The organism is Nocardia sp. NPDC050408 (assembly GCF_044458905.1).
Lineage (GTDB): Bacteria > Actinomycetota > Actinomycetes > Mycobacteriales > Mycobacteriaceae > Nocardia.
In genome coordinates, this window is sequence record NZ_JBITIL010000001.1 from 844,625 (window position 1) to 865,329 (window position 20,705).

At 65.2% G+C, this 20,705-nt stretch carries 18 protein-coding genes; 11 read left to right on the forward strand and 7 right to left on the reverse strand.

Annotated elements, in window-relative coordinates; all coding sequences use genetic code 11:
- Positions 1-347 precede the first annotated feature (347 nt).
- The 3 genes from ACIBJI_RS03715 to ACIBJI_RS03725 all read left to right on the forward strand — a co-directional run bounded on the left by ACIBJI_RS03715 (position 348) and on the right by ACIBJI_RS03725 (position 3,206).
- Positions 348-953, forward strand: a complete 606-nt coding sequence (locus ACIBJI_RS03715; RefSeq protein ID WP_364344499.1) for a CHAP domain-containing protein — start codon at positions 348-350, stop codon at positions 951-953.
- A gap of 237 nt (positions 954-1,190) precedes the next feature.
- On the forward strand, positions 1,191-2,318 hold the full coding sequence (locus ACIBJI_RS03720) for a hypothetical protein (protein ID WP_397082917.1): 1,128 nt from the start codon (positions 1,191-1,193) through the stop codon (positions 2,316-2,318).
- Positions 2,319-2,498: 180 nt separating this feature from the next.
- Positions 2,499-3,206, forward strand: a complete 708-nt coding sequence (locus ACIBJI_RS03725; protein ID WP_364344493.1) for a DUF1906 domain-containing protein — start codon at positions 2,499-2,501, stop codon at positions 3,204-3,206.
- A gap of 81 nt (positions 3,207-3,287) precedes the next feature.
- Here the strand turns inward: ACIBJI_RS03725 and ACIBJI_RS03730 are convergent, their stop codons facing one another.
- Both ACIBJI_RS03730 and ACIBJI_RS03735 read right to left on the reverse strand, forming a co-directional pair.
- The gene (locus ACIBJI_RS03730) at positions 3,288-3,665 is read right to left on the reverse strand and encodes a hypothetical protein (RefSeq protein ID WP_364344490.1); all 378 of its coding nucleotides are present in this window, start codon (positions 3,663-3,665) and stop codon (positions 3,288-3,290) included.
- A gap of 194 nt (positions 3,666-3,859) precedes the next feature.
- Positions 3,860-4,654 (reverse strand): hypothetical protein, encoded by a 795-nt coding sequence (locus tag ACIBJI_RS03735; protein WP_397082919.1) that lies wholly within the window; start codon positions 4,652-4,654, stop codon positions 3,860-3,862.
- A 336-nt stretch (positions 4,655-4,990) separates the two neighbouring features.
- Between ACIBJI_RS03735 and ACIBJI_RS03740 the strand changes: the two genes are divergently transcribed.
- Positions 4,991-6,217, forward strand: a complete 1,227-nt coding sequence (locus ACIBJI_RS03740; RefSeq protein WP_364344484.1) for a mannosyltransferase — start codon at positions 4,991-4,993, stop codon at positions 6,215-6,217.
- On the opposite strand, the gene ACIBJI_RS03745 is transcribed toward ACIBJI_RS03740, so the two are convergent.
- Positions 6,156-6,452, reverse strand: a complete 297-nt coding sequence (locus tag ACIBJI_RS03745; RefSeq protein WP_364344481.1) for a 4a-hydroxytetrahydrobiopterin dehydratase — start codon at positions 6,450-6,452, stop codon at positions 6,156-6,158. The genes ACIBJI_RS03740 and ACIBJI_RS03745 overlap by 62 nt on opposite strands.
- Positions 6,453-6,586: 134 nt before the next feature.
- A complete protein-coding gene (locus ACIBJI_RS03750; protein WP_085998628.1) occupies positions 6,587-6,763 on the reverse strand; it encodes a hypothetical protein in 177 nt (58 codons plus the stop codon).
- A gap of 154 nt (positions 6,764-6,917) precedes the next feature.
- On the opposite strand from ACIBJI_RS03750, the gene typA reads away from it, so the two are divergent.
- The 6 genes from typA (at position 6,918) to ACIBJI_RS03780 (ending at position 13,623) form a co-directional block, all read left to right on the forward strand.
- Positions 6,918-8,816: a translational GTPase TypA gene (gene typA, locus ACIBJI_RS03755; RefSeq protein WP_364344477.1), complete on the forward strand. Its 1,899-nt coding sequence runs from the start codon at positions 6,918-6,920 to the stop codon at positions 8,814-8,816.
- Between the two features lie 46 nt (positions 8,817-8,862).
- Complete coding sequence (locus ACIBJI_RS03760) at positions 8,863-10,596, forward strand: ABC transporter family substrate-binding protein (protein ID WP_397083060.1); 1,734 nt, start codon at positions 8,863-8,865, stop codon at positions 10,594-10,596.
- Positions 10,593-11,465, forward strand: a complete 873-nt coding sequence (gene mshB / locus ACIBJI_RS03765; RefSeq protein ID WP_397082921.1) for an N-acetyl-1-D-myo-inositol-2-amino-2-deoxy-alpha-D-glucopyranoside deacetylase — start codon at positions 10,593-10,595, stop codon at positions 11,463-11,465. Before ACIBJI_RS03760 ends, mshB begins: the two co-directional genes overlap by 4 nt.
- 96 nt (positions 11,466-11,561) lie before the next feature.
- Entirely contained in the window at positions 11,562-13,028 is a 1,467-nt protein-coding gene (locus ACIBJI_RS03770) for an amino acid permease (protein ID WP_364344471.1), read from the forward strand.
- A 20-nt stretch (positions 13,029-13,048) separates the two neighbouring features.
- Positions 13,049-13,207 (forward strand): hypothetical protein, encoded by a 159-nt coding sequence (locus ACIBJI_RS03775; RefSeq protein WP_169338103.1) that lies wholly within the window; start codon positions 13,049-13,051, stop codon positions 13,205-13,207.
- Complete coding sequence (locus ACIBJI_RS03780) at positions 13,204-13,623, forward strand: hypothetical protein (protein WP_396957208.1); 420 nt, start codon at positions 13,204-13,206, stop codon at positions 13,621-13,623. Before ACIBJI_RS03775 ends, ACIBJI_RS03780 begins: the two co-directional genes overlap by 4 nt.
- A 33-nt stretch (positions 13,624-13,656) precedes the next feature.
- Here the strand turns inward: ACIBJI_RS03780 and ACIBJI_RS03785 are convergent, their stop codons facing one another.
- From ACIBJI_RS03785 to ACIBJI_RS03795, 3 genes are all read right to left on the reverse strand, one after another.
- Positions 13,657-15,495 (reverse strand): APC family permease, encoded by a 1,839-nt coding sequence (locus tag ACIBJI_RS03785; RefSeq protein WP_397082924.1) that lies wholly within the window; start codon positions 15,493-15,495, stop codon positions 13,657-13,659.
- Between the two features lie 149 nt (positions 15,496-15,644).
- Positions 15,645-17,198, reverse strand: coding sequence for a PH domain-containing protein (locus ACIBJI_RS03790; protein ID WP_397083062.1), 1,554 nt, complete (start codon positions 17,196-17,198; stop codon positions 15,645-15,647).
- Between the two features lie 68 nt (positions 17,199-17,266).
- Complete coding sequence (locus tag ACIBJI_RS03795) at positions 17,267-17,764, reverse strand: PH domain-containing protein (RefSeq protein ID WP_364344459.1); 498 nt, start codon at positions 17,762-17,764, stop codon at positions 17,267-17,269.
- 243 nt (positions 17,765-18,007) lie between these two features.
- On the opposite strand from ACIBJI_RS03795, the gene cofH reads away from it, so the two are divergent.
- Positions 18,008-20,686, forward strand: coding sequence for a 5-amino-6-(D-ribitylamino)uracil--L-tyrosine 4-hydroxyphenyl transferase CofH (cofH, locus tag ACIBJI_RS03800; protein WP_364344456.1), 2,679 nt, complete (start codon positions 18,008-18,010; stop codon positions 20,684-20,686).
- Positions 20,687-20,705: the final 19 nt, after the last annotated feature.

Sequence of the window (20,705 nt, forward strand, 5' to 3'; positions counted from 1 at the left end):
GTCAAAAGGTGCGGCACGCTTGCACGACCTGACGAATTACTCCACCAGGGTTGGCCTGCAACCGAAGTCGCAGGTCTGCTCGTGGCAATACCGCCGCCCGGCAACGCCAGGTCTTACATGGTCTCCATCGAGCTTCAACGTCCGACGCAACTCGCCTAGACAACCTACAAAACGATTGCCCGACATGCGGTTTGGTTTTCACCGCATCCCAAGTCCACCGCAGATTATCACTGAATGTCATGCGCTGACAGGAATTCGGAACAGTCGCCGACCTCGACCACATCCGCGGGAACCGCGGAGCGATCTCGTTCGTCCTAATGATCAAGATTTGAATCCTGGAGGGGAGCATGTCGGTGCATGAGGTGGCCGAGCGGCGACGGTATGTGTGGCCGGTGCTCGGCCTGCTTGTGGTTGCGCTGGTCGCGGCGGGTGTGGTCGGGGTGCGCTGGTGGCAGGACCGCGCGCAACCCGCGATCGCCGGTGATCGCTTGACCGCATTTCCCGCGATCGACAGGTCCGGGCTGGACCCCGTCCAGGGGCGGATCGTCGCGGTCCTCGAACGGGAATTCAAGGCACCGGGTGAGGGCTCGAAGTACGCCGAGGGGTCCGACGAACCGTGGTGCGCCGACTTCGTGAGCTGGGTGCTGCGGGAGGCGGGTGCGCCGCTGGCCAATCCGAATTCCGGATCGTGGCGGATTCCGGGCGTGTACACGCTGCAGGAGTACTACCAGGGCGCGAATCGCTTCGCGCCGCTCGGTTCGGGATATCAGCCGCGCACCGGTGACGTGCTGCTATACGCCGAGGGCAGCCCCTTCAGCCAGCACACGAATTTCGTGCTCACGGCCGCGAACGGGACCGTGACGACCATGGGCGGCAATGAATTGGGCGAGGTCGCGATCCATCGTTTCGCGCTGACGGAGGTTCCGGGGGTGGTGGGATTCGGCCGTTTGTGAATAGTGTTGGTACTTAGCCGGTCTTCCTAGTGGCTACGCATTGTCGGCGGTCCTCCGCTAGCACTTACCATTGACTAGGCGGCGCCCGGCAGCGCCGTCTTTCGGTCCCTGTCCTGCTACCCCCTCATCAGCAGGACAGGGACCCCTGGGTGGGGACATGTCGGCCCGACCTCGCCGAAATCTGCGTCGCGTACCGTGTCGGTTGTCCGTTGAGAGGTGAGGGTTTCGGAAACTCTGATGCTGCCAATCGAGGAAAAGATCGATGATCCGGTGTGGATCGACTACGCCGCCTTCGGGGAACGGTTCGTCACCCACGCGGTGACAGCCGAACGAATCGAAGCCGCGGTCTCCGCGATGACCGATCACGGCGTCGCCATCGGCCCGTTCTCCCTCGGACCAGTGGGTTTGGCCGGATTCATGGCCGAGGGCAAGGTGGGCAAGCCGGTTATTCTGCGCAACGGACCGCATGTCACCTTCGAGCTGACCGTGCCACTGACGATGTCGGTGAAGGTGCTGCTCGGCGGCCGGAAAATGCGGCTGGAGGCGGTCGCCGAAATCGATCTGACGCTGCATGCGCGCACCGCGGACCCGCTGCTCATCGTCATCGATATCCCGCCGATCACCGCGCGTGACGTCAGCTTCGTGCTGCGTGCACAGGCCATCGACTCGGCCTGGGAATGGTTGCTCGATCCGATCGCCGGGGTGGTGCAGCGCGAGGTCGCTAATCGAGTGAATGCGATGCTCGCCGAACCACAGGCCCGGCGCGGCCGGGTCTTCGACGTCGAGGCCATCATCAATGGCGTCCGTTCCGAGCACGTCGACCAGACCGGATTCGACTGGATCGGCTATGACGAATTCGGACATCAGTTCTTCTCCCGCATTGTCACCCGCGATCGGGTCTTCGAATTCGTGGAGCGGATGGCGGGCCGCCCGATCGAGGTCGGGCCGCTACGCACCGGACCGCGCGACTCCGCCACCGTCACGGTGCAGGGCAATATTCGAACGCCGCAGTTGACGGATCGCTCGGACGAGCCGGTGTCGTTCGATCTGACACTGCCGGTGAGCCTGGATATCACCGTCGATGTGCTCAAGGCCAACCAATACCGCGCCGATGTCGAGATTCCACTGGTGCTCACAGCGCGGGCGGCCGATCCGCTGCTCATCGTCGTCGATGTGCCACCGCCCGCACCCGATGACCTGCGGCTCGAGTTCAAGGCACGTGGAATGCGGGCGGCGACGCTTGGTGCGCTGGCCGGTATCAAAAAGCAGGTCATCGCGCAGGTCGCCGGGGTGGTGCGCGACGAGCTCAGCGACAGTGCGGGTCGCACGATCGATGTCGCGGCGCGGCTCGACAGCATCGCCTAGAACCAGCCCTTTACCAGTGTGGCAAGTGTGAAGTCCTGTTTCCAGTGGGTCTAGCGGTTCCAATGTGAATATGGTGAAATGAGTGCACGTTCGAGGCTCCCGGCGCGTGAGTGAACCTTGGGGAAGGTGCGCCGGGCACGCTACCTGTCCATGGTCGAGGTTGCGCGAAGGAGTCCTGCGATGCGTTCCATTTCTGTGTCTCGCCGCCAGCTGTTCGCCTACACCGCCGCGGCCGCCGCCGTCGGAATCGCCGCGCCCCGCGCTTCGGCCGCCGGTGTGCTCGGCACTCTGATCGACTACGCGGGTGGCGTTCCGTCCGCGGACGCGATCCTCGATGACGGTCACCTCGGCGTCATCCGTTACGTCTCCGATCGTCGTCCCGGCGCCGAATGGATGGAGGGGAAGCCATTGCGCGCCAAGGAGGTCGATCAACTGCACGCCGCCGGGCTGACGATCGTGTCGAACTACCAGTTCGGCAAGGGCTCGACAGCCGACTGGCGCGGTGGCCTGGAGGCGGGCAAGAAGCATGCCGATCGCGGCCTGGAACTGCATCTGGCCGCGGGCGGTCCGGAGGACCGGCCGATCTACGCTTCCATCGACGACAACCCGACCCCGACTGATTTCGCGACCATGATCGCGCCGTACATCCTCGGCTGGGAGTCGGTGCTCGGCAAACAGAACGTCGGCATCTACGCCAATGCGCCGACCATCGAACTGGCACGGTCCGCGGGCCTGGGTTCCTGGTACTGGCAGCACAATTGGGGCACACCCAAGGGTTTCGTACACCCCGCCGCGCACCTGCACCAGATCGAGATCGACAAACGCGCCATCGACGGCATCGGCGTAGACGTCAACAACATCCTCGCCGCCGAATACGGCCAGTGGTGAACTAGTTGATCAAGATCAAGTGGAACTTTGGCGGAGGCTTCTCGGCCGATGCCACCTCGGATTCCACCTGGTCTTGATCCGTCAAGTCTGGCAGTGGCAGGTGGGGGCGAGGCGAAGTTCGGGTTCGTCATCGGGGACGACGCGGAGGGTGGGGCGGTTGTCGGGGGCTTCGTGGTCGCCGCGCCAGGAGAAGAGGGACCAGCGGGAGATGCCGGAGAAGGCGGAGCCGAGGCTGCCGATGGAGAAGGACGAGATCGCCGAGCCGAAGGATCCGACGGCCCCGATGGACAGCACCGAGCCGACGCTGCCGATCGAGAGGATCGAGTAGGCCGAGCCGATGGACAGGATCGAGCCTTCGGAGCGGAAGGACAGAATCGATCGGCGCGATCGTCTGCTCCGGATCGAATGAGCCGAGCGGATCGTGGGACGGGACCGAAGCGAATTATCGACAGTCGCCATGTGTTCGGTCTACCACAGTTCAGGGCGCTACGCAGTTACCGAACGATTCGACGGTGTGTATCGAAACGTTTCGCTACAACAGATTTCGTAAGGACACGGGTAACTTGCCGGGCACGGGCTGACCGCATACGTCTTGCCGCCGGCCGGTTACCTTCACGCACCTGAATTCGGCGCCTGAAGGTAACCGGAGGAGCCTAGGCGACGGTGAAGAAGCCGAGCGTCGGCAGGAACGAGCAGGTCCGCGGGTCGGCGTCATCGGCCTTGGTGGTCAGCGAACCGCCGACGACCGCGACGACCCGGCCCGAGCCGGTGTTGACGATCGCCGAAAGCGTAGCCGGACCATCCGGGTTGATATGCGCCTCGTCGGTCAGCTGCTGGACGCCGGACTGACGGGTGTCGAGATTCAGCCACTGGACCGTCATCGGCGGATTCTGCTCCGGCGTCGGCAACTTGGTGCCGAGTGCGGTGAATACGAATCCGGTCTGACCGGCCTGCGGTCCCGGCGGCGGCAGCTCGGCCGGGCCGGGCACAGCCAGTGCGGTGCCGATCGAATCGGCGCCGGGGCCGATGCAGCCCTTGCCGATGGTCGGGTAGAGGAACTGGGCGATGGCCGGGCCGCCCTGCGGGACCTCCGGGCCGCCGCCACCGCTGCCGTCCAGGAAGGTGATGATCCGTTCCAGCGTGGACTTGATCTGCGGCGGCAGGTTCAGCGCATTGAGCAGCGCCCGGACCTGGTCGAGGATGGCGTTCTTCGGGGCATCCGCGATGGGCTTGGCATCGGCAGGCCCGGCGATGGCGCCGACGATGGCCGGGGCCAACGAGGCGAGCGTATCGATCGGGACGCCCTCGGGAACCATCGGAATGGTGTTCCTCGGTGCAACGGGCGCGGGGGCCGGTGCCGCGACTGCCGTCGACGGCGCAACGAGCGACGCGCTCGCTGCGATGGCGAGCGCGGACAAGACAATCCGCGATCCTCGGGTGCGAAGCACTGGTCTAGCCGTCCTTAACCTCGGGTACATCAGGAGCGATGCAAAAAGCCATCGTTTCGGGGTCACTCTAGGGACATGACCGCCGTGTTGTACAGCGGCCGTGCCCCTATTTCTGTTGTGGACGATCAGTGTTATCAGACGCTAGCGCTTTCCCGCTGTTGCCAGAGTGAAAGTTGATGCAAATGTTATCAGTGATAATCGGCGGTCGCGGTACGCAAGTTACCCCCTCCGGACTCGGAGGCGCACATCGGGTCGGTCCAGGGGATTGATGGGATCTCTCGCGGCGGCGGTTAGGCTAGTCGCAGCCTTCCCGGAACCGACTCGAAAGCCTGCGAATTGAACCGAAGTCTCCGATTGGCTGTGCCGGTGCTCGGTCTGTCTGTGTTGGCCAGGCTGCTGTGGATGCTGCTGACGAAGAACGGGATGAATCTCGTCGATCTGCACGTCTATGTCGACGGTTCGGCGGCCCTGCTCACCGACCGCCTCTACGACTTCACCTACGCCGAGAAGACCCCGGACTTCCCGCTGCCGTTCACCTATCCGCCGTTCGCGGCGCTGGTCTTCTTCCCGCTGCACTACTTTCCGTTCACCATGATCGCGGTGCTCTGGCTGCTGGCCATTGTCGTCGCGCTGTATGTAGTGGTGCGGATCGCCTTCGAATTGATCCTCGGTGCGGAGCGGATGAGCGAGCCGCGGTGGCGCACCGCCACGGTCTGGTGGACCGCGATCGGCATCTGGATGGAGCCGGTGCGGACCACCATCGACTACGGCCAGGTCAACGTTTTCCTGGTGCTCGGGGCCATGCTCGCGGTGCGCAGTTCACGATGGTGGCTGTCCGGCGGCCTGATCGGGGTGATCGCGGGAATCAAACTGACACCGGCGATTTCGGGGCTGTACTTCGTGGCGCGGCGGCGGTGGGGGACCGCCGTGTGGTCGGCGCTGGTGTTCGGTGCGACGGTCGGGGTCAGCTTCCTGATCAACCACAAGGAGGCCAAGCGGTACTTCGGCACGCTGCTCGGTGACGCGGATCGGATCGGTCCGGTTGGGTCGGTCTGGAATCAGTCGCTACGCGGTGCGTTGAGTCGTCTGCTCGGCCATGACGTCCAATCCGGACCATGGTGGCTGGCAGCCGTCGTGGTCGTGGCCGTACTGGCCTTCTTCGCTTGGCGCGCACTGGGTCCCGACGATCGGTTGGGGACCCTGATCATCGTGCAGCTGTTCGGGCTGATGGTTTCGCCCATCTCGTGGTCGCATCACTTCGTGTGGCTGCTGCCCACGGTGATGTGGTTGGTGTACGGGCCGCTGCGGCAGGCGTCCGGCGCTCGGATACTCGCCGGGTATTGGTTGGTCACCACCCTCATCGGCGTGCCGTGGGTGCTCTCGTTCGCCCAGCCGTCGATCTGGACTATCTCGCGGCCGGGGGTGCTGTCCTGGCTCGGCGCCGTCGACGTGCTCGGTGTGCTTGTGCTCTACGGCTGGATGATCTGGTCCGGGCGCATGGTCAATCGGTTTGCGCCGCAAACCGATCTATCTCGCGAGCCAGCGACACGTCCAGCGCGGTGAGTCCGCCCGAGTCGTGGGTCGAGAGAGTAAAGGTCACCCGACGCCAGCGGATATCGATATCCGGATGGTGGTTCGCGTTCTCGGCGACTTCGGCGACCTGACGCACCAGTTCGATGCCCGCCGGAAAGGTCTTCGCCTCGATCGTGCGGGTGATGGCATCGCCGGACCGGGTCCAGTCCGACAGTTCGGTCAAAGCTTCGGTGAGTTCTGCCTCGGTTAGTTTCGGTTCGCTCATGCCTGCACCTCGCTGGCGCTCGGCTCCGGCATGACCGCTCGGGCGGCTGTGTTGTCTGTTCGCTCACTGCGTTCGCTCATATGCGAGTTGTACCCCCAGCGCGGCGGACCCATCAGGAAATCCGAATTCGTCGATCAGGCGGCGCGGGCCTTCTTGAGGCCCTTCTTGAGTTCTTTACCGCAGCAACCAGCCGCTTCCAGGCGTTTCATCCGCATGATGACGACGGGGCACTTCAAGCAGCGCGTCTTCTTGCGACAGCACTTCTTCTTCGGTTTGAGGCTAGAAACCTTCTTCGCCTTGACCTTGCCCATGGTTGGTTAGCATACCCTTAGCGGAGTGCCTGGTCTGCGAGCCATTCGAATGCCGGTACTGTGTAACTGGCCGCAATGCCCTGGTGAGTATCGATTCTCCACCTGTTTGCAAAGGGTCGGCCGGCATCTATACCAACAGCAGGAGGATTGAGGCGTGTCGTCTGCACGCGATTTTCGCAACGTCGCCATCGTGGCCCACGTCGACCACGGTAAGACGACGCTGGTCGACGCCATGCTGCGCCAGTCCGGCGCTTTCGCCGAACGCGCCGAGCTCGTCGATCGTGTGATGGACTCCGGTGACCTGGAGCGCGAGAAGGGCATCACCATTCTCGCCAAGAACACCGCAGTGCATCGGCACCACCCGGACGGTTCGGTCACCGTGATCAACGTGATCGACACCCCCGGCCACGCCGACTTCGGCGGTGAGGTCGAGCGCGGTCTGTCCATGGTCGACGGTGTCGTATTGCTGGTCGACGCGTCCGAGGGGCCGCTGCCGCAGACCCGCTTCGTGCTGCGCAAGGCGTTGGCCGCGAAGTTGCCGGTCATCCTGGTGGTGAACAAGACCGACCGCCCCGACGCCCGTATCGAAGAGGTCGTCGAGGAGAGCCACGATCTGCTGCTCGACCTCGCCTCCGATCTGGACGACGAGGCCGCCGAGGCCGCCGAACTCGCGCTGGACCTGCCGGTCCTCTACGCCTCCGGCCGTGAGGGCAAGGCCTCCAAGGAACGTCCCGAGAACGGCAGCGCGCCGGCCGCGGACAACCTGGACGCCCTGTTCGACGTGCTGCTGGAGAACATCCCGGCGCCCAAGGGCGATCCGACCGCACCGCTGCAGGCGCACGTCACCAACCTCGATGCCTCGGCCTTCCTGGGTCGCCTCGCGTTGGTCCGCATCTACAGCGGTGAGTTGCGCAAGGGCCAGAACGTCGCGTGGATGCACGGCGACGGCATCAAGCAGGTCAAGATCACCGAACTGCTGCAGACCATCGGCGTCGAGCGTCAGCCAGGCGAGGTCGCCGAGGCCGGTGACATCGTGGCCATCGCGGGCATCCCGGAGATCATGATCGGCGACACCCTTGCCGATGTCGACAATCCCGTCGCGCTGCCGCGTATCACCGTTGATGAGCCGGCCATCTCGGTCACCATCGGCACCAACACCTCACCGATGGTCGGCCGGGTGCAGGGCCACAAGCTGACCGCGCGCATGGTGAAGTCGCGGCTGGACTCCGAACTGGTCGGCAATGTCTCGCTGCGCGTTCTCGATATCGGCCGCCCGGATGCCTGGGAGGTGCAGGGCCGCGGTGAGCTGGCGCTGGCCATTCTGGTCGAGCAGATGCGTCGCGAGGGCTTCGAGTTGACCGTCGGCAAGCCGCAGGTGGTCACCAAGCAGGTCGACGGCAAGGTGCACGAGCCCTACGAAGAGCTGACCATCGACTGCCCCGACGAGTACCTCGGCGCGATCACGCAGCTGCTCGCCGCCCGCAAGGGCAAGATGGTCCAGATGAACAACCACGCCGCGGGCTGGGTGCGGATGGAGTTCATCGTTCCATCGCGCGGCCTGATCGGCTTCCGCACCGACTTCCTCACCGAAACCCGCGGCACCGGCATCGCCAACGCGGTCTCGCACGGCTATGCGCCGTGGGCCGGTGAGATCCGCGCCCGCCACACCGGTTCGCTGGTTTCCGACCGCGCGGGCTCGGTGACCCCGTTCGCCATGATCCAGCTGGCCGATCGCGGTCAGTTCTTCGTGGAGCCGGGCGCGGACACCTACGAGGGGCATGTCGTCGGCATCAACCCGCGCGCCGAGGATCTCGATATCAATGTCACCCGCGAGAAGAAGCTGACCAATATGCGCAGCTCGACCGCCGATGTGATGGAGACGCTCGCCAAGCCGCTGCAGCTCGACCTGGAGGCGGCCATGGAGTTCTGTGCCGCCGACGAATGCGTCGAGGTCACACCGGAGATCGTGCGGGTGCGCAAGGTCATCCTCGGTGCCACCGAACGCGGTCGCGAACTGTCGCGCCGGAAGGCTCGGGACCGGGCTGCGCTGTAAGGCAAGTAGAGTGCGCCACGTGAGCTCGGGGGCTATACGACGCGCGATGCTGATCATGATGGCGGCCTCCTCTGTGGTGCTCGCCGGCTGCACCGCGAATCCGCCACCGCCGATCGAGAGCACCGACAGCCCGAAGACGACACCGGCGAAGCCCGGTAAGAACACCGTCGTGGTGGCCATCGATGACATCGGCATCGGGTTCAATCCGCACCTGCGTTCCGATCAGTCGCCGGCCACCGCCGCGGTGAGTTCGATGGTGTTGCCGAGCCCGTTCCGGCCGGTGCCGAATCCGGCGGTGCCCGGCGCCACCGAGTGGGTGCCGGATACCGCGCTGGTGGTCTCGGCCGAGGTGACCGCGCAGGAACCGTTCACCATCACCTATACGCTGCGCAACCAGGCGAACTGGTCCGATGGTGCGCCGATCGCGGCGGAGGACTTCCGGTTCCTGTGGCAGCAGATGATCACCCAGCCGGGTGTCGTCGATCCGGCGGGTTATCGGCACATTGCCGATATCAGCTCCTCCGGCGGCGGTAAGACGGTCACCGTCACGATGACCGAGGCGTATCCGGCTTGGCGTGAGCTGTTCACGAATCTGTTGCCCTCGCATCTGATCAAGGATCAGCCCGGTGGTTTCGCCACCGGGCTGGTCGAGGGAGTTCAGGTCTCGGGCGGCAACTTCCGCATCAAATCGACCGACCGGGGACGCGACGAGATCCTGCTCGAACGCAACGATCGGTACTGGGGCACCCCGGCCGCGCCGGATCAGATTCTGTTGCGCCGCGGCGGAACTCCCGCGCAGCTGGCCGATTCGCTGCGCACAGGCGATGCGCAGATGGCGTTGGTGCACGGTGGTGTCGCGACCCAGGCGCAGCTGGCGGCGATCCCGTCGGTGCGCACCGTTATCATGCCGCAGTCGCGTGAGCTGCAATTCGCAATCAATGGGCGTAGTGGCGATCTCAGCGATCCGCGGGTGCGGCGCGGGGTGACCGCGCTGATCGATCCGACGCTGCTGGCCACCGTCGCCGGGCAGACCGGTGGCTGGGTCGAGCCGGTGCGCGCGCAGATTCTGACACCGTCGGATCCCGGGTACACACCGACCGCGCCGCCGCGGCCGTCCGCGGAGGAGGCGTTCGCGCTGCTCGCCGAGGCCGGTTATGGTCGAGCTCCCGAGACGCCGCCGGTGCAGTCGCCGACCTCGCCCGCACCGCAGCCCCGTTCGGTGGCGAAAAACGGTAAGGCACTGGCGATTCGGATCGGCGCGGTAACCGGTGACGCCACCGCGCTCGCCGTCGCCAATACCGCTGCGGACCAATTGCGCAGTGCCGGAATAGATGCCAGCGTGCGCAGTCTCGCGGCCGATACCCTCTACGGCAAGGAACTCACCGACAGCGGCGTGGACGCCATCGTCGGCTGGGAGGTCGCCGGTTCGGATCCGGCCACCGTGCTCGCCTCGCGCTACGGCTGCCCGCCGGTGGATACCGGTGCCGGCAACGGAGATTCGCAGACCGCCATCGAGGCGGCCAAGAAGGCGCCGAGCAATCTGTCCGGCATCTGCGATCCCGGCCTGCAGCCCTCGATCGACGAATCGTTGCGCGGTGTCGAGGTCGGCCGGGCGCTGGCCGAGGCCGAGCCGCGGCTGTGGGCTCTGGCGACAGTGCTACCGATCGTGCAGGACAATGTGGTCGCCGCATCCGGACCGCGGGTCGACGGTGCGTCGTTGAGCGGTGCCATTCAGGTCGGCATCTTCGGTGATGCGGCGATGTGGCGCAGGATCCCATGACCGGTGGACTGCTGCTGGTGCACGCCCACCCGGACGACGAGTCCATCACCACCGGGGGCACCATCGCGCACTACCGCCGCCGCGGCGTACCGGTGACGGTGGTGACCTGCACCCTCGGTGAAGAGGGGGAGGTCATCGGCGAGGAGTGGGCGTTGCTGACCGCCGATCACGCCGATCAATTGGGCGGCTACCGGATCGCGGAGCTGACCAACGCGCTGGCCGCGCTGAAGGCTGGACCGCCGCGCTTCCTCGGCGGTGCGGGCCGCTGGCGCGACTCCGGTATGGCGGGTACCCCTGCCGCGGAGCATCCGCGGGCCTTCGTGCATTCGGGTGCCGCGGCGGTGGAGGCGCTGACCACGATCGTGCTCGAACTACGGCCCCAGGTGGTCATCGGCTACGACCCGCGCGGCGGCTACGGGCATCCGGACCATATTCGGGCGCACTGGGTCACTTCGGCGGCGGTGACCGCGGCGGCCGAACAAGGGTGGGACACCCCGAAGTTCTATTGGACCGTCACCGATGCGGACATGTTGCGACTGCACACCGAGGCGCTGGCCCGGCGGACCGTCGAGGGGTTGCCCGGCGCATTGCCGCGCGGTTGGCGGTTGCCCGCCGCGGGGGAACTCGCGAGCGTGCCGAGTCATACCGTGACGGCCACCATCGATGTGTCCGATTCGCTGGCCGCGAAGCGAGCGGCGCTGCAGGCACATGCCACACAGGTGACGGTCGCGCCGTCGGGGCGCGAGTTCGCACTGTCCAATAATGTTGCGCAGCCGGTACTTCCGGAGGAGCACTTCATTTTGGTCCGTGGTACGCGCGGTCCGGTGGGGGCGGATGGGCGTGAACACGATTTGTTCGCGGGGCTTTAGTTTAAAAGTATTGCTCGAGGGTTGCTGTCGCGGCCGTGTTAGACGGCGAGTACGGTCTTTGTGATTTCGGACATCGATGTGGAGGCATAGCGGTTCATGACAGCGGTCGGTGACAAAGCTCACCTCAGCATCGAGGATCACGGGTACCACAAGAGTCTGAAACCACGTCAGCTGCAGATGATCGCCATCGGCGGCGCGATCGGCACCGGTCTGTTCCTCGGTGCCGGCGGTCGGCTCGCGAGTGCGGGACCAGGGCTGTTCCTGGTCTACGCGGTCTGCGGTGTCTTCGTATTCTTCATTCTGCGCGCGCTCGGTGAGCTGGTGCTGCACCGTCCGTCGTCCGGTTCGTTCGTTTCCTATGCCCGCGAATTCTTCGGTGAGAAGGCCGCATTCATTGCCGGTTGGATGTACTTCCTGAACTGGTCGATGACCGGTATCGCCGATACCACCGCGATTGCCCAATATTTTCACTACTGGGCCGGATTCACTCATGTTCCACAGTGGGTGCTCGCGCTCATCGCGCTGGTGCTGGTGCTGGCGGTCAATCTGGTCTCGGTCAAGTGGTTCGGTGAGATGGAATTCTGGGCCGCGCTGGTCAAGGTGGCCGCGCTGAGTGCGTTCCTGATCGTCGGCACGGTATTCCTGATCGGCCGATTCACCGTCAAGGGCGCGGCGACCGGTCCGAGTGTCGTCACCGCTCATGGTGGACTGTTCCCGACCGGGATCCTGCCGCTGGTCGTGGTCACCTCCGGTGTCGTATTCGCTTATGCCGCTGTGGAATTGGTCGGCACGGCGGCGGGGGAGACGGAGAATCCGGCGAAGATCATGCCGCGCGCGATCAATTCGGTGATCCTGCGGATCGCGGTCTTCTACGTCGGCTCGCTCGTGCTGCTGGGACTGCTGCTGCCCTACACCAGCTACAAGTCCGGTGAGAGCCCGTTCGTCACCTTCTTCACCATGCTCGGGGTGCCCGGCATCGGCAGCATCATGAACGTCGTCGTGCTCACCGCCGCCTTCTCCAGCCTGAATGCGGGCCTGTACTCCACCGGACGCATTCTGCGGTCGATGTCGATGAACGGCAGCGCGCCCGAGTTCACCGGGGTGATGGGCAGCAACGGTGTGCCCTACGGCGGCATCCTGTTGACCAGCCTGATCGCGCTCTGCGGTATCGCGCTCAATGGACTCGTGCCCGAGCGCGCCTTCGAGATCGTGCTGAATATGGCCTCGCTCGGGATCATCGCATCCTGGGCCACCATCGTCCTGTGCCAACTGCAGCTGTGGCGCTGGTGGAAACAGGGCAAACTCCAGCGGCCGCAGTTCCGCATGTGGGGTGCGCCGTGGACCGGCCTGATCACGCTGGTATTCCTGTTCTTCGTGGTGGTGCTCACCGGCGTCGACTATCCGGTCGGCACGTGGACCGTCGCCTCGCTCGTTGTACTCATCCCGGCGTTGATCATCGGCTGGTTCGCCGCCCGCAAGCGGGTGCTCGCGATCGCCCAGATGCGTAAGGGCTACACCGGAGAGTTCCCGGTCGTCGCCAACATCCCCATTGAAGGCGACTGATTTCGGCTTAGACTCCGATCATGTACAACTGGGATCTGCAGAACGCCATCGCTGCCTTCGTGGACAGCCTGCGCCCTGGGGCGCAGCAACAGCACGACCTCTACATGTCGGTGCTGTACGCGTTCGTCGATATGCAGAGCCACCTGCTCACCCTCCTCGGTTTCCCGCCGGTCGCGTGAGGGTCACTTTCGCCAAGGCACCGAACCACACCTCCGGCGCCCATGAGAACCTGCCCCTGGGCCCGGTGATCATCGCCGTCCTGGTACTGGACGGCCTGATCACCCTCGCCCTGGAGGTCCTCTACCTCCCCACCTACATCAACACTGTGGCCTTCCCCCTGTCCGCAGTGCTGGCCGGCGTAATCAACGTGCTACTGGTGATGGGAGTTCGCTCCATAACCCACCGCGTAAGCGCAATGATGCTCCCCCTCGCCGCCTGGACCCTCGGCTTCCTGACCTGCTCCGTCACCGGCCCCGGCGGCGACATCATGCTGGGCAGCGACTGGCGCACCCTGCTGCTGCTGTTCTGTGGACTGGTCCCGCCGCTGCTCTACATCTACATCCGAAGCAACGCCGGTCTATTCAGCAGTCACTGACGTCGCGGCAACGCATACGGACGCAACGAACCTTCAGTCGAGGCGAATGGCCAGGCTCGCGATTACGGCATCGGTGCGGGCGCGCAGGGCCGCGGCCAGCACGGGGCCGCGCGGGTTGTGCAGGGGACGGTGATACCAGTGGGCGGCTTCTACCTGGGCCAGCAGAACGGTCACTTGGCGTCCGGTTCGGGTTCGGCCGCGGACGTAGCCGACGAGGGTGGTAATGAGATTGCGGTGTGGACTCGGGAGGACCGTGAGGGGGACGCCCGGATCCCACTGCTTCCACTGGGCGCTTAGTCGACGGGTGGCAGCGGGGTCGATTTCGGCTGCGACGGCGACGATTTCGCCGTCCAAGGCTTGCGCGATGCGCAAGGCACGCGCGGTGACTTCGCTGACCGCGACCACTGGAACCACGATGAGCATCGGCTCCTGATCCGGGGATTGCGGTGGCAGAACGGGGATTCGGCCGAGGCTGAGTTGATCGGCCACACTGCGGTAGTAGTTCTCGGTGCGCGCAAACAGAGTTATCAACGCGGGCACAATGATCAGCAGCAGCCACGCACCCTCGTCGAACTTCTCGATGAGCAGAACCACGGCGGCCACGGCAGTTAGCAGCGCGCCGAAACCGTTGAGAATGGCGCGCCGAATCCAGCCGGACCCACGCTGCTCGCGCCAGTGTCGCACCAGCCCGGTCTGGCTGATGGTGAACCCGATGAAAACGCCGACCGCATAAACCGGTAGCACACGGTGGGTTTCGGCATGTACGACCAACAGTACGGTGGCGGCAAGAAAGGCAAGGGCCGCAACGCCATAGCGGAATACCGGGCGCTCGGAGCGCAACGCGAACAGATGCGCGACCCGATGGTCTTTCGCCAGCAGCGACAGTAATACCGGCAGTCCGCCGAAACTGGTATTCGCGGCCAGACACAGCGCCAGCGTGACGGCCAGACTGGTCGCGTAGAACGGCCACCCGGTTCCGAAGGCCGCCGCGGACAATTGCGCGAGCAGGGTGACATCGCCGCGCGGCACCGCGTGATGGCGACGGATCAGCAGCGCCAAACCGAGCAGCATCGTGCACAGCAGCACGCCGAGCGCGACCTCGGTGTGCTGAGCCCGCCGCACTGCGGGTGCGCGGAACGACGGCACGGCATTGGCAATCGCCTCGACACCGGTCAGCGCCGAACATCCTGCCGAAAATGCCTTGAGCAGCAACAGTATTCCGACGGTGTCGTATGGCACGAACGGCCCCAGATCGGTACCGATCACCGCGACCGGTGTCGAGCGGAGTAGTCCGACCACGATCACCGCGAGAATCGCGAGGATGAACAGAAGTGTCGGTCCCATCAGCACTTTCGCCGATTCGGCCACCCCGATGAGATTGATCACGGTGAGTCCCGCGAGCCCGCTCAGCGTGATCAGCAGCAGATGATCGGCCAGCACCGGAAATGCGCTCGCCAAACTGGCAGCACCGGCCGCGAGACTCACCGCGACGGTCAGCACATAGTCCACCACCAGACTCGCCGCCGCGAGCAGACTGGCACCGCGACCGAGATCCTTCTTCGCCACCGCATAGGACCCGCCGCCATCCGGATGTACGGCGATAACCTGCCGATACGACAGCACCAATACCAGCAACAGCACAGCGATCGTCAGTGAAACCGGCAGAGTCCACGACACCGCCGCCGCACCCGCCGCGACAAGTACCAGCACGATCGCCTCGGGCCCGTATGCCACGCTGGACAGCGCATCCAGCGATAACGCCGCCAAACCGCCGATCGCTGTCAGTCGATATTTGTCACCGCGCTGCATCCGCCGCACGCGACGATCGGCAATGGGTAACTCCCGCGTCCGTGATATCGGGGTCTCGACCACGCTGACCATTGAACTCGGCGCGGTACTGGCAACTGGTCAGCGACACCGCGCGAGTTGGATCGGCCACATTCTCGGAGCGAACGGTCTCAGACACCTGGATCAGGAGCGATGATGGAACGGCGCATGGTCGGGGAATTCGTCTCGGTGGGTCAGCGTCGACCGAGGCGGCCGGGGGTTGCCGATTCGATGAGCTCCCAGGCCTGATCGAGCGGAATGTCGACGACAAGGTAACGCTTCTTACCGGCCGCGGTGGCGGCGACCACGGTGGCGATGCCGGAGCGGCGCTGCCAAAAGGATTGGCGGACAGTCCAACCGATGATGCCGGGGGCCTCCAGACAGTCGCGGTCGCGGTCCAGCGAGCCGGATCGGGTGATGAGCCAGGCCGGACTGTCGTCGGTGGCGGGCAGAACGGCGTGGCCGAGGCCTCGGTAACGGTCGGCGGCCAGCGCGGTCGCGATCAGAGCCGTGAAAGTGGGGAGCAGCCACCACCAAGGTGAAAAGTCTTCTCCGGCAAGGGAATTGATCAGCATTACGACCGCGAGTATCGCGATCGGGCTGAGCGCGCGGAGATACCGACGGCGGCGCGCGACCGGGCCGTGCGCGATCAACGCCGCGGTGCTCACCGTGGCGCGCGGCGCGCGGCCTGCGGTCGGCTCTTGTTGCGGCGCTCGGTCCACCGAATCCGCGGCCCTCGAGAGTTCGTTCGTGGCACCCGGGCGTCGGACCGCTCGAGGCGCGAGCAGTTCCGCCAGGGTGCGTTCGATCGCGGAGCGCGGTGCCTGGGGCAGGATCTTCTGACGCGGGCTCTGGCCGGTCATGATGGCTTCGAGCTCGGCGGCACCGGCCATGCGCAGCAGCAGCGGCTCGTTGACGGTCGCGCCACGGAAACGGGCCAGATCCAGGGTGATCTGTCTGGTCGTGAACAGTCCGTGACGAAGATGCAGCGTGCGGTCGTTATCGAGCACTCGCAGCTTGAAATACGTTGTCAGATAACGCGCACAGGCCGCGAGACTGACAATCACCACGATCGCGACAACCAGCACCGCGATGGCGACGCCGATGAGAACCCCGCTACCGTCCTCGATACTGTGCACCGCGTCGGAACTGAACACGATCTGGTCGAACCCGTACTGAAATGCCAAACCGACAATGGGTGCGATGATCGCGAAACCGGTCAGCGACAGCGGCGCGTAACGCACCCAGCTCGCACGCCAATGTCCGATCTCCCGGGCGTTCCCGGACACCGGCAGGTCTTTCCGGAGGCTTGGAACCTGTTGTTCAACAGTAGATTCCGGCGAACCGGCGGTATGGGCGAGCAACACCGCCCGCAACCGCGGCACCACACCCGCATCCAACGCATCGAGTTTGAACTTCTCACCCGAATCCGCGTGCTGCCCAGTCCCTATGGCCAACACCGCGAGCCCGAGAATCCGGTGCAACAGATCGGCCTCGATGTCCACCGACCTGATCCGTGACCGCGGCACCGACAGTTTCTTGCGCTGAATCAACCCGGTCCGCAACTCGACATGTGTCGTCCCGACCCGATAGGCGGTGGTGAACCAGCGCGTCAGCGCGAACCCGACGATCGCCACCAACGCGATGAGTCCCCACAGCGGGTTACCGGTATTGGTGCCGAGGAGCACCGACCCGATCAGCACCGGAATGAACCGCACGACCTCGTTGACGGGGTGGACCAACAACATTCGTTTATCCAGCCGCAACCACGGCTGCTGGATCTCCGGCGCGAGATCGGTTTCCGGTAGGTACGAACTCACGTCGCATCCCCACGGTGCAATGCGGCGATCTCGGTCAGCCGCGTGACGGTCTGTTCGGCCACCGGCAGATCGAGTTCGGAGATCCGCACCGCACCGGCCGAGGACGCCGTCGTCACGGTCACCGTCGCCAGCCCGAGCAATCGCTCCAGCGGCCCGCGCTCGGTGTCGACGGTCTGCACCCGGGAGATGGGCGCCACCCGGCTCTCCACCGTCAACCAGCCGACCCGGGTGTACACCGCGTCATCGGTCACCTCCCACCGATGCACGGCATACCGCCACAGCGGCATCACCCCGATGCTCACCGCCGCGAGCACGAGCGCCACCGCGAACACCGCCAGCTGCGCACCACGATGCTCGGAGTCGACGACAACCCACAAGATCAGTGCCACGAAGGGAATCATCCACCCGATCGCGGCCTGAATGGTCCACAAGAGCTTGGCCTTGGTGCTCGGACGCCAGGCCGGACCGGCCAGGATCGTGCGCGGCTGCGACATGCTTGCCATGGTTGCACGTCAAGGCGCGACCGTCTCCGTCCTCTGCTACAACCCACCTACCTGCAGGGGAATAATTCGACCCGACATACCGGAATACTGCGTGAGACCGCATAGTTATCACCGCTCACAACGGTGCCTCGCTTGCGCTCGGCCCCGTTGCGAGCGTGGCGCTGCTGTGTTATTGGTTCGCTCGCTTCGCTCACTCAAAAGCACTGGAGGGAGACAGCCCAGGATGTGTAGCGCATGATCGAGGGCGTGACCGAGCTAGCGACCCCGAGCGTCCCGCCCGCACCGCCAACGCCGTCGGCCGTGCGCCGTGCGCTGCGGCGGGCCCGCGACGGTGTGACATTGAATGTGGACGAGGCGGCCGTACTGCTGCACGCACGCGGCGACGACCTCGTCGACCTGTGTCGCAGCGCCGCCCGGGTGCGCGATGCCGGACTGGAATCGGCGGGTCGGCCGAAGACCATCAGCTATTCGCGCAATGTCTTCATCCCGTTGACCAAGCTCTGCCGGGACAAATGCCACTACTGCACCTTCGTCACGGTGCCGGGCAAGTTGCGCGCCGAAGGCAAGGGCATGTTCCTGGAGCCCGACGAGGTGCTGGAGATCGCGCGTCGCGGTGCCGAGCTCGGCTGTAAGGAAGCCCTGTTCACTCTCGGTGACCGTCCCGAGGACCGCTGGCCGGAGGCCGCGCAGTGGCTCGACGAACGTGGCTACGACTCCACGCTGGACTACCTGCGCGCCGTCTCGATCATGGTGCTCGAGGAGACCGGTCTGCTGCCGCATCTGAATCCGGGCGTGCTGAGCTGGGAGGAGATCTCGCGGCTCAAGCCGGTGGCGCAGTCCATGGGCATGATGCTCGAGACCACCGCCACCCGCCTGTTCACCGAAAAGGGCAACTGCCACTACGGAAGTCCGGATAAGGATCCGGCGGTGCGCCTGCGCGCGATTACCGACGCCGGTCGGCTTTCGGTGCCCTACACCACCGGCATTCTGGTCGGCATCGGCGAAACGCTGACCGAGCGCGCCGAGTCGATCATGGCGATTCGCAAGCAGCACAAGGCATTCGGGCATATCCAGGAAGTGATCATCCAGAACTTCCGGGCCAAGGACGACACCGCCATGCGCGATGTTCCCGACGCCGGTTTGGAGGAGTTCCGGGCCACCATCGCCGTCACCCGGCTGCTGCTCGGCCCCGACGTTCCGGTGCAGGCGCCGCCGAATCTGGTGTCGCACGAGGAATGCCAGGCCCTGATCGATGCGGGCATCGATGACTGGGGCGGCGTCTCGCCGGTCACCCCCGATCACGTGAATCCGGAACGGCCCTGGCCGAACCTCGATACGTTGCGCGAAATCACCGAGGCCGCGGGCTACCAACTCGTCGAGCGCACTTCGGCGCACCCGAAATACGTGCGCGCGGGCAACCCATGGGTCGATCCGCGCATCGGCGCACACGTCGCCGCGCTCACCGATCCGGAAACCGGTCTGGCGAATCCGGATGCGATTCCGGCCGGCCTGCCCTGGCAGGAACCAGACGAGTCGTGGGAATCCGCGGGCCGCATCGATCTCAATACCTCGATCGATACCGAGGGCCGAAATACCGAGAGCCGAAGCGATTCCGCACTCGGCGGAGCAGGGAGCGACGGGCACGGAGGCGGCAGCTTGCGTGACCACGAAGGGACCCGCGAGGGCCGCCAATCAGATACCGATGTCGTCGGGGCCTTCGGCGACTGGGACACCATCCGCGAACAGGCTCGTGACCTCGCCGTCGCGGCCCCCGAGCGGCTGGATTCCGATGTGCTCGCCGCGCTACGTGCCGCCGAAAACGATCCGGCCGGGCTCACCGACGCCGAATACCTCGCGTTGGCAACGGCCGACGGACCGGCACTGGATGCGGTTGCCGCACTCGCCGACCAGCTGCGCCGCGACGTCAACGGCGACGATGTCACCTACGTGGTGAATCGGAATATCAACTTCACCAATATCTGCTACACCGGCTGCCGCTTCTGCGCGTTCGCCCAGCGCAAGGGCGATGCCGACGCCTTCACCCTGAGCATGGACGAGGTCGCCGACCGCGCCTGGGAGGCGCATGTCGACGGCGCGACCGAAATCTGCATGCAGGGCGGCATCGATCCGGATCTCCCGGTCACCGGGTATGCCGATCTGGTGCGCGCGATCAAACAGCGGGTGCCATCGATGCATGTGCACGCGTTCAGCCCGATGGAGATCGTGAACGGTGCCTCTCGCGGCGGCCAGAGCATCCGTGATTGGCTGGTCGCGCTGCAGGAAGCCGGGTTGGACACCATTCCCGGCACCGCCGCGGAAATCCTCGACGACGAGGTGCGCTGGGTGCTCACCAAAGGCAAACTGCCGACCTCCGCATGGGTCGAGGTGATCACCACCGCCCATCGGGTCGGCGTGCGTTCGAGTTCCACGATGATGTACGGCCACGTCGACAATCCGAAGCATTGGGTCGGACATCTGCGGGTGCTGCGCGGAATCCAGGACGAGACGGGTGGTTTCACCGAATTCGTGCTGTTGCCGTTCGTGCACCAGAGTGCACCGCTTTACCTGGCCGGTGCCGCGCGACCGGGACCGACCATCCGGGACAACCGCGCGGCGCATGCCCTCGCGCGGATCATGTTGCACGGCCGCATCGATAACATCCAGACCAGCTGGGTGAAACTCGGCACAGCGGGCACCCGGATGATGCTCAACGGCGGTGCCAACGATCTGGGCGGTACCTTGATGGAGGAGACCATCTCCCGCATGGCCGGATCGCAACACGGTTCCGCCAAGACCGTCGCGGAACTCGCCGAGATCGCCGAGGGTATCGGCCGTCCGGTGCGCGAACGCACCACGACTTATGGGGTACCACCACGGAAGATCTCCGCGGCGCTGCCACTGACAGTGGGCTAGGCGATACCGGATTCCCGGT